This is a genomic window from Streptomyces sp. NPDC014889 (assembly GCF_043081205.1).
GTDB lineage: Bacteria > Actinomycetota > Actinomycetes > Streptomycetales > Streptomycetaceae > Streptomyces.
In genome coordinates, this window is the sequence record NZ_JBIBWH010000007.1 from 1 (window position 1) to 12,888 (window position 12,888).

At 73.5% G+C, this 12,888-nt stretch carries 13 protein-coding genes and 2 rRNA genes; 12 read left to right on the plus strand and 3 right to left on the minus strand.

Going from position 1 to position 12,888, the window contains the following annotated elements:
• Together ACF09J_RS14985 and rrf are read left to right on the plus strand one after the other, a co-directional pair.
• Positions 1 to 73: ribosomal RNA gene (locus ACF09J_RS14985) — 23S ribosomal RNA — on the plus strand; the annotation flags it as partial.
• Positions 74 to 178: 105 nt separating this feature from the next.
• A 5S ribosomal RNA gene (rrf, locus tag ACF09J_RS14990) occupies positions 179 to 295 on the plus strand.
• Between the two features lie 79 nt (positions 296 to 374).
• On the opposite strand, the gene ACF09J_RS14995 is transcribed toward rrf, so the two are convergent.
• Positions 375 to 1,286, minus strand: coding sequence for a hypothetical protein (locus tag ACF09J_RS14995; protein ID WP_392306210.1), 912 nt, complete (start codon positions 1,284 to 1,286; stop codon positions 375 to 377).
• A gap of 237 nt (positions 1,287 to 1,523) precedes the next feature.
• Here ACF09J_RS14995 and ACF09J_RS15000 point away from each other — a divergent pair, with 237 nt between their 5' ends.
• On the plus strand, positions 1,524 to 2,318 hold the full coding sequence (locus ACF09J_RS15000) for a hypothetical protein (RefSeq protein WP_392306192.1): 795 nt from the start codon (positions 1,524 to 1,526) through the stop codon (positions 2,316 to 2,318).
• A gap of 84 nt (positions 2,319 to 2,402) precedes the next feature.
• Here ACF09J_RS15000 and ACF09J_RS15005 read toward each other — a convergent pair whose 3' ends face one another.
• Positions 2,403 to 3,695, minus strand: a complete 1,293-nt coding sequence (locus tag ACF09J_RS15005; RefSeq protein ID WP_392305848.1) for a DUF1015 domain-containing protein — start codon at positions 3,693 to 3,695, stop codon at positions 2,403 to 2,405.
• 73 nt (positions 3,696 to 3,768) lie between these two features.
• Between ACF09J_RS15005 and ACF09J_RS15010 the strand changes: the two genes are divergently transcribed.
• The 4 genes from ACF09J_RS15010 to ACF09J_RS15025 are packed head-to-tail and all read left to right on the plus strand — an operon-like array spanning position 3,769 to position 7,828.
• Positions 3,769 to 4,794, plus strand: a complete 1,026-nt coding sequence (locus ACF09J_RS15010) for an HAD-IIA family hydrolase (protein ID WP_392305849.1) — start codon at positions 3,769 to 3,771, stop codon at positions 4,792 to 4,794.
• A 57-nt stretch (positions 4,795 to 4,851) separates the two neighbouring features.
• Positions 4,852 to 5,895 (plus strand): FecCD family ABC transporter permease, encoded by a 1,044-nt coding sequence (locus tag ACF09J_RS15015; RefSeq protein ID WP_392305850.1) that lies wholly within the window; start codon positions 4,852 to 4,854, stop codon positions 5,893 to 5,895.
• Positions 5,892 to 6,947, plus strand: coding sequence for a FecCD family ABC transporter permease (locus tag ACF09J_RS15020; protein ID WP_392305851.1), 1,056 nt, complete (start codon positions 5,892 to 5,894; stop codon positions 6,945 to 6,947). The genes ACF09J_RS15015 and ACF09J_RS15020 overlap by 4 nt, the downstream gene beginning before the upstream one ends.
• On the plus strand, positions 6,944 to 7,828 hold the full coding sequence (locus tag ACF09J_RS15025) for an ABC transporter ATP-binding protein (protein WP_392305852.1): 885 nt from the start codon (positions 6,944 to 6,946) through the stop codon (positions 7,826 to 7,828). The genes ACF09J_RS15020 and ACF09J_RS15025 overlap by 4 nt, the downstream gene beginning before the upstream one ends.
• Here the strand turns inward: ACF09J_RS15025 and ACF09J_RS15030 are convergent.
• Positions 7,812 to 8,159: an SCP2 sterol-binding domain-containing protein gene (locus ACF09J_RS15030; RefSeq protein ID WP_392305853.1), complete on the minus strand. Its 348-nt coding sequence runs from the start codon at positions 8,157 to 8,159 to the stop codon at positions 7,812 to 7,814. The two genes, ACF09J_RS15025 and ACF09J_RS15030, sit on opposite strands and share 17 nt — an antisense overlap.
• A gap of 42 nt (positions 8,160 to 8,201) precedes the next feature.
• On the opposite strand from ACF09J_RS15030, the gene ACF09J_RS15035 reads away from it, so the two are divergent.
• The 5 genes from ACF09J_RS15035 to ACF09J_RS15055 all read left to right on the plus strand — a co-directional run bounded on the left by ACF09J_RS15035 (position 8,202) and on the right by ACF09J_RS15055 (position 12,850).
• Positions 8,202 to 8,525 carry a hypothetical protein gene (locus tag ACF09J_RS15035; protein WP_392305854.1) on the plus strand — a complete coding sequence of 108 codons (324 nt, stop codon included), beginning with the start codon at positions 8,202 to 8,204 and terminating at the stop codon, positions 8,523 to 8,525.
• 7 nt (positions 8,526 to 8,532) lie between these two features.
• Positions 8,533 to 9,348, plus strand: coding sequence for a TlyA family RNA methyltransferase (locus ACF09J_RS15040; RefSeq protein ID WP_392305855.1), 816 nt, complete (start codon positions 8,533 to 8,535; stop codon positions 9,346 to 9,348).
• On the plus strand, positions 9,345 to 10,250 hold the full coding sequence (locus ACF09J_RS15045; RefSeq protein WP_392305856.1) for an NAD kinase: 906 nt from the start codon (positions 9,345 to 9,347) through the stop codon (positions 10,248 to 10,250). Before ACF09J_RS15040 ends, ACF09J_RS15045 begins: the two co-directional genes overlap by 4 nt.
• 82 nt (positions 10,251 to 10,332) lie before the next feature.
• Positions 10,333 to 12,075: a DNA repair protein RecN gene (gene recN / locus ACF09J_RS15050; RefSeq protein WP_392305857.1), complete on the plus strand. Its 1,743-nt coding sequence runs from the start codon at positions 10,333 to 10,335 to the stop codon at positions 12,073 to 12,075.
• A gap of 19 nt (positions 12,076 to 12,094) precedes the next feature.
• Positions 12,095 to 12,850 (plus strand): hypothetical protein, encoded by a 756-nt coding sequence (locus ACF09J_RS15055; RefSeq protein WP_392305858.1) that lies wholly within the window; start codon positions 12,095 to 12,097, stop codon positions 12,848 to 12,850.
• The last annotated feature ends 38 nt before the right edge of the window (positions 12,851 to 12,888 follow it).

Consider the following 12,888-nt stretch of genomic DNA (forward strand, 5'->3'; position numbering starts at 1 on the left):
GTTGATAGGCCGGATCTGGAAGCACGGTAACGTGTGGAGGTGACCGGTACTAATAGGCCGAGGGCTTGTCCTCAGTTGCTCGCGTCCACTGTGTTAGTTCTGAGGCAACGAACAGTTGCCGGCTTTGAGCTGAACCCACAACAGAAGAGTGTGCTTGTTCGCTCGAAACCATTAGGGTTTCGGTGGTCATAGCGTGAGGGAAACGCCCGGTTACATTTCGAACCCGGAAGCTAAGCCTCACAGCGCCGATGGTACTGCAGGGGGGACCCTGTGGGAGAGTAGGACGCCGCCGAACAATCTTTGGAAGGACCCCTGGTCACCAGCGTTCAGCTGGGACCAGGGGTCCTTTTGCATTTCCGTACAGAAGACAGGAGTCACCGATGTCCGCCAACTCTCCCGACGAGCGTCCGGAGCGCGATCAGCGCCGCCGGGACGGTGGTGACCGCGGTGACCGTGGCGGGTTCCGCGGAGGACCGCGCCAAGGCAACGACCGCGGTAGCTACGGCCGTCGTGACGACGACCGCCCCACTTACCGCCGTGACGACCGTGGCGGTTTCCGCCGCGACGACAGGCCCGAGCGTGGCGACCGGCCCGAGCGCGGGGACCGCGGCGGTTTCCGTCGTGACGATCGCCGTGACGACCGCCGGGATGACCGGCGGGATGACCGGCGGGATGGTGACCGCGGTGGCTACGGCCGCCGTGACGACCGTGACCGCGGCTTCCGTCGCGACGGCGACCGCCCCGCCTACCGCCGTGACGGCGACCGTCCCACCCATCGTCGTGACGACCGGCGGGATGACCGCCGTGACGACCGCCGCGACTTCGACCGCGGCGACCGTCGCGACGACCGCGGCGACCGTCGCGACGACCGCGGCGAGCGCCGTGACGACCGAGGCGAGCGCCGTGACGACCGCCGAGGCTTCCGTCGTGACGACGACCGCCCCACCTACCGGCGTGACGACCGAGGCGGTTTCCGCCGCGACGACAGGCCCGAGCGCGGGGACCGGCCCGAGCGCGGGGACCGCGGCGGTTTCCGTCGTGACGACCGCCGTGACGACCGGCGGGATGGCGACCGCGGTGGCTACGGCCGCCGTGACGACCGTGACCGCGGCTTCCGTCGCGACGGCGACCGCCCCGCCTACCGCCGTGACGGCGACCGTCCCACCCATCGTCGTGACGACCGGCGGGATGACCGCCGTGACGACCGCCGCGACTTCGACCGCGGCGACCGTCGCGACGACCGCGGCGAGCGCCGCACCTTCGACCGCGGTGACCGCAGGGACCACCGGAGGGACGACCGCCGTGACGACCGCCGCGACTTCGAGCGCGGTGACCGAGGCGACCGCGGTGACCGTGGCGGCTTCCGTGGCCGTGACGACCGTGGTGGGCGCGGCCCGCGGCGTGACGACCGGGGCGGGCGCCCGGGTGGCTTCCGTGGCCGTGACGACCGGCGCGGTGACGACCGGCGCGGCGGCCCGCGTTTCCGCGACGACCGTGACCGGGACCGCGAGCCGATCAAGCGGCTGCCGATCCCCGAGGACGTCACGGGCGAGGAGATCGACAAGGACGTACGGCAGGAGTTGCAGAGCCTGCCCAAGACGCTCGCCGAGGACGTCGCCAAGAACCTGGTGATGGTCGCCCGGCTCATCGACGAGGACCCGGAGGGCGCCTACGGCTACTCCAGGGTGGCCCTGCGGCTGGCGTCCCGCGTCGCAGCCGTCCGGGAGGCGGCCGGATTCGCCGCGTACGCGAGCCAGAAGTACAGCGAGGCGCTCGCCGAGTTCCGGGCCGCCCGGCGGATGACCGGGAACGTGGACCTGTGGCCCCTCATGGCCGACTGCGAGCGCGGTCTCGGACGGCCCGAGAAGGCGCTGGACATGGCCGGCGCGCCGGAGGTGCACAAGCTCGACAAGGCCGGACAGGTGGAGATGCGGCTCGTCGCGGCCGGCGCCCGGCGCGACCTGGATCAGCTCGAAGCGGCCATCGTGACGCTCCAGAGCCCTGAACTGGCCTCCGGCTCGGTCCAGCCGTGGACCGCGCGCCTGCGGTACGCCTACGCCGACGCGCTGCTCGCCGTCGGCCGGGAGTCCGAGGCGCGGGAGTGGTTCGCCAAGGCCGTCGAGGCCGACCGGGACGGCAGCACCGACGCCTCCGACCGGCTGGCCGAGCTGGACGGCGTGGAGTTCACCGACGCCCTCGACGAGAGCGACGGGAACGACGAGCGTGACGAGAACGCCGGGAACGCCGAGAACGCCGAGACCGCCGAGAACGAGGGCAATGGCGAGAGCGGCGACGCCGACACGTCCGGCAAGGACTGACGGACACCACCAGCCGTCACCGACCCCAGCAGGTCACTGAACGAAGGGCGGGCCCCGATCACCGGGGCCCGCCCTTCGCCGTTCTCAGAGGTCCAGTGCCCTCAGCACCAGTCCCGACGCCGGCTTGGGGCCGAACGACGTCGACTTGCGGGGCATCGTGACGCCCTGGCGGGCCAGGTCGCGGACGACCTCCTCGCGGACCGGGTGCATCAGGACGGCCGTACCGCCGTCGCGTTCGGCCTTCTCCACGGTCGCGACCGTGTCGTGGATGTAGGCGATGTGGGCCGGGGAGTCCTCGGGGATGTGCCAGACGTTCTCGAGGAGCGTGGCGTGCAGGACGGTCGCGTCGAGGGTGCGCCAGGCCGCCGGGTGTTCCGCCGGGATCGTGCGGGCCAGCAGAGCCGGATCCGGGCGGTCCACGAGGTGGAAGGAGCCGTCACCGGCGAACAGGAAGGCGTTGCCCTCGCCGGCCGCGTCCGCGAGCGCCTCCAGGGCGCCCGCCAGGGGCAGGTCCAGACGCCGCACGCGGAACAGGCCGTCCAGGGCGGACAGCGCGTCGGCGACCGGCAGGCCGTGCAGCAGGCGGTGGATGGCGCGTACCCGGAGCGGATAGCGGGCCGTGTCGACGAGGAGGACCAGACCGTAGTCCCAGGCGCTGGGGGAGGGGTGTTCCGCGCGCAGCCGGCGGTAGGTCGCCCAGCGGTGGTGGCCGTCGGCGATCAGGGCCTGGTGCCGGGCCAGGTCCTCCTGCACGCGCGCGAGGTCGGCCGGGTCGGTGATCGCCCACAGGCGGTGGCCGAAGCCGTCCTCGGTGGTCGTCGACAGCAGCGGCGGCCGTTCGGCGACGCGTTCGATGATCATGGTGGTGGCGGCGGTCGAGCCGTCGCCGCGGTAGGTGAGCAGCAGCGGTTCGAGATTGGCGCTGGTCGCGCGCATCAGGGCGGCGCGGTCGGCGACCACGTGCGGCATGACGTCCTCGTGCGGCAGCACCACGCCCTCCGCCGGCTCCGACACGCGCAGCGCGCCGATCAGTCCCCGTTGCAGCATGCCGTCGCCGTCGCGCTGCTCGTAGACGTACAGGGCCGGTTCCGGGTCCGGGGCGAGGACGCCCTCGGAGAGCCAGCGGCGCAGGGTTTCCGCCGCCTGTTTGTTGCGGGCACTGGGGGTTCCGGCCTGCGGCAGAATCAGCCGAACGATGTTGTACGGATCCGCCGATTGGAGGTGGTGCAGGCCGTCGGGTCGCACGACGACGTCGTACGGCGGGGACGTCACGGCGGCCAGGCTGCCGACCCGGTCCGGGTCGTAGCGCAGGCCGTGGAACGGGGTGAGTTCGAGGCCCGGGCGCGTTGTCGCCGGTGGGGGACCTGCTGTGTTCATCCCGGCATCGTACGTGTGTCAGTGGCGTGGGGGATGATCGGGGGAAAACGGGTGTCATGAGGAGAGATGCGGAATGAGGCAGGGCGTCAGGACGAGGCCCGAGGGCAGTGCACAGGCCCTGAGCGAGGCGTACGACACGGCCCTGCTCGATCTGGACGGGGTGGTCTACGCGGGCGGCCACGCGATCGCGCACGCGGTCGACTCGCTGGGCACCGCCCGTACGGGCGGCATGCATCTGGCGTACGTGACCAACAATGCCCTGCGCACCCCGGCGGCGGTGGCCGCGCACCTCACGGAGCTGGGCATACGGGCGGAGGCGTCCGACGTGGTCACCTCGGCGCAGGCGGTGGCGCGGCTGATCGCGGACCAGGTGCCGCAGGGTGGGCGGGTGCTGGTGATCGGCGGTGAGGGGCTGCGTACGGCGCTGCGCGAGCGCGGTCTGGAGCCGGTGGAGTCGGCCGACGACGACCCGGTGGCGGTGGTGCAGGGCTACGGCGGTCCGGACCTGCCGTGGGGGCGTTTCGCGGAGGCGTGCTACGCCATCGCGCGCGGCGTGCCCTGGTTCGCCTCCAACACCGATCTGACGATTCCGGGCGCCCGCGGGATCGCGCCGGGCAACGGCGCGGCGGTCGAGGTCGTCCGGATCGCCACGGGCGCGAACCCGCAGGTGGCGGGCAAGCCGCTGCCGCCCATGCACCGCGAGACGATCCTGCGCACCGGCGCGGAGCGGCCGCTGGTGGTGGGGGACCGGCTGGACACGGACATCGAAGGGGCGTTCAACGGCGGGGTCGACTCGCTGCTCGTCCTGACCGGGGTGACCGACGGCGCGCAACTGCTCGCCGCGCCCCCTCGGCACCGGCCGACGTATGTCGACGCCGATCTGCGCGGGCTGCTCGCCGGTCAGCCGGAAATCACTCGGGAGGGTGACGGTTTCCGGTGCGGAGGGTGGACGGCGACGGCGGACACCGGGCTCGGACTGAGCGGCGACGGGGACGCGCTGGACGGGCTCCGCGCCCTGTGCGCGGCGGCGTGGACGGCCGGCGGCGACAGAGGGTGCGAGCTGGACGGGGGGAAGGCGCTGGCCCGCCTCGGGCTGTAGTCCGGTGCGGCGTGGGGAATCGTCGAGCCGATAGGGAGGGTAGGCTAACCTAACCTCGTGTTGGTCGACAGTCCCCCAGAAGAGCGCGCGGCGGCCGCCGCCGCGCCCCCGACCCGCCGAGGCGTGCGAGCCGCGGGGCTCCTCGTCTCTGTCGCGATACTGCTGCTCGTCGCCCTGGCGAGCATCGCGATCGGAGCGAAGGAGCTGTCCCCGGCCCAGGTCTGGCACGGCCTGTTCCAGGACTCGGGGACGTACGGCGACGTCGTGGTCGGCGAGCGGCTGTCCCGTACGGCCCTCGGTCTGCTCGCCGGATCGGCGCTCGGGCTGGCCGGGGCCGTGCTCCAGGCGCTGACCCGCAACCCGCTGGCCGACCCGGGCATCCTCGGCATCAACGCGGGCGCGTCCGCCGCCGTCGTCACCGCCATCACCTTCCTGGGCGTGACGAGCCTCAGCGGCTACGTCTGGTTCGCCTTCCTCGGCGCCGCGGCCGTGGGTGCCCTGGTGTGGTTCCTCGGCGGCAGCCGGGGCGCCACACCCGTACGCCTCGCGCTGGCCGGCACCGCGATCGGCGCCGCGCTGTACGGCTATGTACAGGCCGTGATGATCATGGACGGGGCCGCGCTGGCGAGGATGCGGTTCTGGACCGTGGGTTCGCTCGCCTCCGCCACGACGGAGACCGTCACCCGCGTGCTGCCGTTCTTCGCGGTCGGCACGGTCGTCGCCCTGCTGCTGGCCCGGCCGCTCAACGCCATGGCCATGGGCGACGACACCGCCCGCGCCCTGGGCGCCGATCTGAACCGCACCCGGGCGCTCGCCATGCTCGCCGCGACCGTGCTGTGCGGGGCGGCGACCGCCGCCTGCGGTCCGATCGTCTTCGTCGGCCTGATGGTCCCGCACGTCGTGCGCTCCTTCACCGGACCCGACCTGCGCTGGATCCTGCCCTACGCCACGGTCCTGTCGCCCGTGCTGCTGCTCGGCGCCGACGTCGTGGGGCGGATCGTCGCCCGGCCCGCCGAGCTCCAGGTCGGGGTCGTCACCGCGATCATCGGCGGCCCGGTGTTCATCCTGCTCGTACGGCGGCGGAGGACGACCCAGCTGTGAAGACCACCCGCACCCCCCGTTCCGTACGGGCCCTGCGCACCCCGGGCGGGCTGTCCCTGCGCCTCGACGTCCGCACGTGCGTCGTCGTCTCCCTGCTGGTGCTGGCCGCCCTCACGGCGAGCGTCGTGCTGATCGGCACCGGCGACTTTCCGGTCCCGGCCTCCGACGTGCTGAGGACGCTCGTCGGGCAGGGCAGTCAGGGGCAGGAGTTCATCGTCCGCGAGCTGCGGCTGCCGCGCGTCCTCGTCGGACTCCTGGTCGGCGGCTGCCTCGGCGTCGGCGGGGCGCTGTTCCAGTCCGTCTCCCGCAATCCGCTGGGCAGCCCGGACGTGCTCGGCCTCTCCCAGGGCTCGGCCGCCGGCGCGCTCACCGTCATCGTCCTGTTCTCGGGCAGCGCCGGCGCCGTCACCCTCGGCGCGCTCGTGGGCGGCCTGGTCACCGGCGCGGCCATCTACCTGCTGGCCTGGAAGCAGGGCGTGCACGGGTACCGGCTGGTGCTGGTCGGCATCGGCCTCTCCGCGGTGGTCACCGCCGTCAACGGCTATCTGATCACCAAGGCCGACTTCGTGGACGCGGCCCGCGCGGTGGTCTGGATGACCGGTTCGCTGAACGGGCGCGACTGGACCCAGGTCGGACCGCTGGCCGTCCTGTGCGCGGTGCTCCTGCCGGTCGTCGGCGCAGGCGCCCGCGCCCTGCGGATGCTGGAGATGGGCGACGACGTCTCCTACGCCCTCGGGGTGCGCGTCGAGCGCGTGCGGCTGCTGCTGATGAGCTGCGCCGTCCTGCTGGTCGCCGCCGCCACCGCGGCCGCCGGGCCGGTGAGCTTCGTGGCACTGACCGCGCCGCAGCTCGCCCGGCGCCTGACACGCTCCCCTGGCCCCAACCTGTTGCCCTCCCTGTGCATGGGCGCGACCCTGCTGGTCACCGCAGACCTGGCCGCGCAGCGGGCCTTCGGCGCCGACCAGTTGCCGGTCGGCGTGGTCACCGGCGTGCTCGGCGGGGTCTACCTGCTGTGGCTGCTGGTCGCCGAGCGCAGGGCCGGGCGGATATGAGCGCCCTCAGCAACGCAGTGAGCAATCGAAGGAGCACCGTGAACCGCCTGTCCGCCGACAACGTCACCCTCGCCTACGACCAGCGCGTCATCGCCGAGCAGCTGACGGTGGAGATACCCGACAACTCCTTCACGGTGATCGTCGGCCCCAACGCGTGCGGCAAGTCCACGCTGCTGCGGGCGCTGTCACGGATGCTCAGGCCCAGCCGGGGCCGGGTGCTGCTCGACGGGCAGGTCATCCAGTCGATGCCGGCCAAGCAGGTCGCCCGGACGCTCGGCCTGCTGCCGCAGTCCTCGATCGCGCCCGACGGCATCACCGTCGCCGACCTCGTGGGCCGCGGCCGCTACCCGCACCAGGGGATCCTGCGCCAGTGGTCCGCCGAGGACGAGCGGGTCGTGCGCGAGTCCATGGAGCGGACCGGAGTCGGCCGGCTCGCCGAGCGGTACGTGGACGAGCTGTCGGGCGGCCAGCGGCAGCGCGTGTGGATCGCCATGGCGCTGGCCCAGCAGACACCGCTGCTGCTGCTCGACGAGCCGACGACGTACCTGGACATCCAGCACCAGATCGACGTCCTCGACCTGTGCGCCGAACTGCACGAGGAGCAGGGGCGCACCCTCGTCGCCGTGCTGCACGACCTCAACCACGCCGCCCGCTACGCCACCCACCTCGTCGCCCTGCGCGGCGGCCGCGTCGTCGCGCAGGGCGCGCCGAACGACATCGTGACCGCCGACCTCGTGGAGGAGGTGTTCGGGCTGCGCTGCCAGGTCATCGACGATCCGGAGACCGGCACGCCACTGGTGGTGCCGGCGGCGCGTGCCGCCCGCGCGCGCGTGGCCGCCCACGACACGGCCGCGGAGCCGGCCGCTAGAGAAGCTTCGTGAGCCGCATCAGGTCCAGCACGCTCGCCTGGAGCTTCACCCGTCCCGCCCCCCAGGCCTTGGCGAACGCCAGCTCGCCGCCGACGAGCGCGACCAGGTCGTCGCCGGTCATGGCGAGCCGGATCTCGGCCTTCTTCGGCGGCGGTCCCTGAACGGTGTCCCGCACCTCTATGCGGCCGTCGGTGAGGCGGCCCAGGAAGCTGACGTCGAGATCCTTGATGTGGCAGCTCACCGAGCGGTCCAAGGTCGCCGCGTCGCGGACGTCCCCCTCCGCCTTCGCCATGTTGTCGGAGAGTCTTTCGAGTGCGCTGCGGCACTCCTCGATCGTTGCCATCACCACCGACGTTACCCCAGTGCTTCGCGGTAGCGTCTGGGCATGAGCGACTCTGCGACCGGGACGGAGGTCCGGGAGGAAGCGGCGGCCCCCGAAGGGGAGGTCCCCGAGCCCGGCGACGCGATCGGCGGGCACGACCCCGCCGCCCCCGCCCCGCTGTTCGTGCCCCGCACCCCCACCGGCGACGCCCGCGTCGACGCGGCCCTGGAACGGCTCGGCGACGCCGACCACCTCGCCACGGACGGACACCTGCAGGTGTACGAGGATGTACACGGGGGGCTGCGCGACGCGCTCACCGCGCTCGACGCCCGTCCGGGACCTCCGGCGCCCCCCGCGCAGTCACCGCCGAACCGACACAGGAGCTGAACCGAACGTGGCAGGAGTCGCACGCCGCCGTCTCGACGCGGAGCTGGTCCGCCGGAAGCTCGCCCGCTCGCGCGAGCACGCCGGTCAGCTGATCGCCGCCGGGCGCGTCACCGTCGGCAAGACCGTCGCGACGAAGTCCGCCACCCAGGTGGAGACCGCCGCAGCCATCGTCGTCGCCGCCGACGACAGCGACCCCGACTACGTCTCCCGCGGCGGGCACAAGCTGGCCGGCGCGCTGGAGGCGTTCATGCCGCGCGGGCTGGTCGTCGAGGGACGGCGGGCACTGGACGCCGGCGCGTCCACCGGAGGGTTCACCGATGTGCTGCTGCGCGCGGGCGCCGCGCACGTCGTCGCCGTCGACGTCGGATACGGACAACTCGCCTGGTCCTTGCAGAGCGATGAACGCGTCACCGTCAAGGACCGTACGAACGTACGCGAGTTGACGCTCGAAGCGATCGATGGGGAGCCTGTGGATCTTGTCGTGGGGGATCTGTCCTTCATCCCGCTCGGCCTGGTGCTGCCCGCCCTGGTGCGGTGCGCGAAGCCGGACGCCGACCTGGTGATGATGGTCAAGCCGCAGTTCGAGGTGGGGAAGGAACGACTGGGCAGCGGGGGTGTCGTACGGAGTCCGCAACTGCGTGCGGAGGCCGTGCGGACGGTGGCCGGCAAGGCCTGGGAGCTGGGACTGGGGGCCGAAGGCGTCACCGCCAGCCCGCTGCCCGGGCCGTCCGGGAACGTCGAATACTTTCTGTGGCTGCGTGCCGGGGCGCCCGCCCTGGACCCGGCCGATGTTGACCGTGCAGTGGCGGAGGGGCCGCGTTGACACAGACCCAAGCTCGAACCGTTTTCCTGCTGGCCCACACCGGGCGGTCGGCCGCCATCCGCAGCGCCGAACTCGTGGTCAAGGGGCTGCTGCGGTCAGGCATCGGCGTACGCGTCCTGGAGGCGGAGGCGCGCGACCTGCCCCTGCCGGACGAGGTGGAGCTGGTCAAGGAGGCAACCCCGCAGTCCCTCGACGGGTGCGAACTGCTCATCGTGCTGGGAGGTGACGGCACCCTGCTGCGCGGCGCGGAGTTCGCGCGCGCCTCGGGCGTGCCGATGCTCGGGGTCAACCTCGGGCGGGTCGGGTTCCTCGCCGAGGCCGAACGGGACGACCTCGACAAGGTCGTCGACCGGGTGGTCAGCAAGGCGTACGAGGTCGAGGAGCGCATGACCGTCGACGTGGTCGTGCACCGCAACGGGGACATCGTGCACACCGACTGGGCGCTGAACGAGGCGGCCGTGCAGAAGGTGTCCGCCGAGCGGATGCTGGAGATCGTGCTGGAGATCGACGGGCGCCCGGTGACCGGGTTCGGCTGCGACGGCATCGTCTGTGCCACCCCCACCGGGTCCACCGCGTACGCCTTCTCGGCCGGCGGGCCCGTGGTGTGGCCGGAGGTCGAGGCGCTGCTGATGGTGCCGATCTCCGCGCACGCGCTGTTCGCCAAGCCCCTGGTGACGTCGCCCGACTCCGTCCTGGCCGTCGAGGTGCTGCCGCACGTCCCGCCGGGCGTGCTGTGGTGCGACGGGCGGCGCACGGTCGAACTGCCGCCCGGTGCGCGCGTGGAGGTGCGCCGCGGAGCGGTGCCGGTCCGGCTGGCCCGGCTGCACCACGCCTCGTTCACGGACCGCCTGGTCGCGAAGTTCGCGCTGCCGGTCTCGGGGTGGCGCGGGGCGCCGCACTAGTGCCGCCGGCCCGGGACGCGGATGGACGGCCCGGCTTCCTTCATGGGTGGGGTGGCGTCGCACGGCGCCACCAAAACCTCGTATGGTCGTGGTCGTGTTGGAGGAGATGCGGATACGGTCACTCGGAGTGATTGACGACGCGGTCGTCGAGCTGTCGCCGGGGTTCACCGCCGTCACCGGTGAGACCGGTGCGGGCAAGACCATGGTCGTCACCAGTCTGGGACTGCTGCTGGGCGGACGCGCGGATCCCGCGCTGGTGCGGATCGGCGCGGGCAAGGCGGTCGTGGAGGGGCGGGTCACCATGTCCGCGGACGCCTCCGCCGCCGTACGGGCCGAGGAGGCCGGGGCCGAGCTCGACGACGGGGCGCTGCTGATCAGCCGTACCGTCTCCGCCGAGGGCCGCTCCCGGGCGCACCTGGGCGGGAGGAGCGTGCCGGTGGGGCTGCTCGCCGAACTCGCCGACGAGCTGGTGGCCGTGCACGGGCAGACCGACCAGCAGGGACTGCTCAAGCTGTCCCGGCAGCGGCAGGCCCTCGACCGGTACGCGGGCGACGCCGTCGCCGTGCCGCTCGCCAAGTACGCCGAGGCCTACCGCCGCCTCCGCGCCGTGACCGCGGAACTGGACGAGATCACCACGCGCGCGCGTGAGCGGGCCCAGGAGGCCGACATGCTGCGCTACGGCCTCGACGAGATCGCCGGGGTCGAACCGCGGGCCGGGGAGGACACCGAGCTGGCCGAGGAGGCGGAGCGGCTCGGCCACGCCGAGGCGCTGTCGTCCGCCGCGACGGCCGCACACGCCGCTCTCGCGGGCGATCCGGAGGACCCCGAGGGCATCGACGCGACCACCCTCGTCGCGGGCGCCCAGCGGGCCCTGGAGGCCGTGCGGTCGCACGATCCGGCGCTGGCCGCGCTCGCCGACCGCATCGGCGAGATCGGCATCCTGCTCGGCGACGTGGCCGGGGAGCTGGCGGGGTACGCCGACGACCTGGACGCCGATCCGCTGCGGCTGGCGGCGGTCGAGGAGCGACGGGCCGCGCTCGGCACGCTGACCCGCAAGTACGGCGAGGACGTCAGCGCCGTGCTCACCTGGGCCGAACGCAGTGCCGCCCGGCTCACCGAGCTGGACGGCGACGACGAGCGGCTCGGGGAGCTGACCGCCGAGCGGGACGCGCTGCGTGCCGAACTCGGCGGCCTGGCCCAGGCCCTGACGGACGCCCGTACGGAGGCCGCGGAGCGGTTCGCCGCCGCTGTGACGGCCGAGCTGGCCTCGCTGGCCATGCCGCACGCGCGCGTGTCGTTCGACATCCGGCAGACCGAGGACCCCGAGGGCGTCGAGGTCGGCGGCCGTACCGTCGCCTGCGGTCCGGCCGGTGCCGACGAGGTCGAACTGCTCCTCGCCCCGCACCCCGGCGCACCGCCGCGGCCGATCGCCAAGGGCGCCTCGGGCGGTGAGCTGTCGCGCGTCATGCTCGCCGTCGAGGTCGTCTTCGCCGGGACGGATCCGGTGCCGACGTATCTGTTCGACGAGGTCGACGCGGGCGTCGGCGGCAAGGCGGCCGTGGAGATCGGGCGGCGGCTGGCCCGGCTGGCCAGGAGCGCCCAGGTCGTCGTCGTCACCCACCTGCCCCAGGTCGCCGCCTTCGCCGACCGGCAGCTCCTGGTGGAGAAGACCAACGACGGCTCGGTGACCCGGTCCGGCGTGAAGGTGCTGGAGGGCGAGGACCGGGTCCGGGAGCTGTCCCGGATGCTGGCCGGCCAGGAGGACTCACAGACGGCGCGGGCGCACGCCGAGGAACTGCTCGCAGCGGCCCGGGCGGACCTGTAGCAGTGCGTAAGGTGGCGGGATGATCTCCCGGACCGCCACCTCGTTCGCCCTGGCCGCCTCGATCGCCCGGGCCGGTACCGCCGGCCTGCGGGCCCTCGCGCCCGGCGGCCGTGCGCGCTGGGAGCGGCGGAACCACGCGGGGCGCACCGTCGGTCTCTACGCGGGGCCCGCGGTGGCCGTGGCGGCGGCGGCCGGGGCCGCACGGGTGCGGCCCGCCGCCGGTCTGGCGGTGCTCGCGGCCGGGGTCTGCGGCGCCTACGACGATGTCGCCGGCGCGGGTGACGGGCGGCGCGGGTTCCGGGCGCATCTCGCCGCCCTGCGGGGCGGCGAGGTCACCAGCGGGGCGGTCAAGCTGTTCGGGATCTCGGCGGCCGGGCTGGCCGCCGGGGCGGTGCTGAAGCAGCGGCCGCTGGACAGGTTCCTCGCCGCGGTCGTGATCGCCGGGGCCGCGCACGCCGTCAACCTCCTGGACGTGCGGCCCGGCCGGGCCACCGGCGCGGTGCTCGCGCTCGGGGCGCCCGGCCTGCTGCGCGGCGGACCGGGCGCGGAGCTGGCCGCCGTCACCACGGGGGCCGCCGCGGCCGTGCTCCCGGAGGACCTCGGGGAGCGGGTGATGCTCGGTGACACGGGGGCGCACGCCCTGGGCGCGGCCCTCGGCGCCGCGGCCGTCGCGTCCAACGGGCGCGTCGGACTGGTCGCCCACGCCGCCGCGGTGGTGGCCGCGGCCGTCTACGGCGAGAGGGCGAACACTCGTCAAATTCACTCGCGTGAGTGACGTGGTCTCCGGCTGCCGCCTGGTCCCGCACCTTTCCG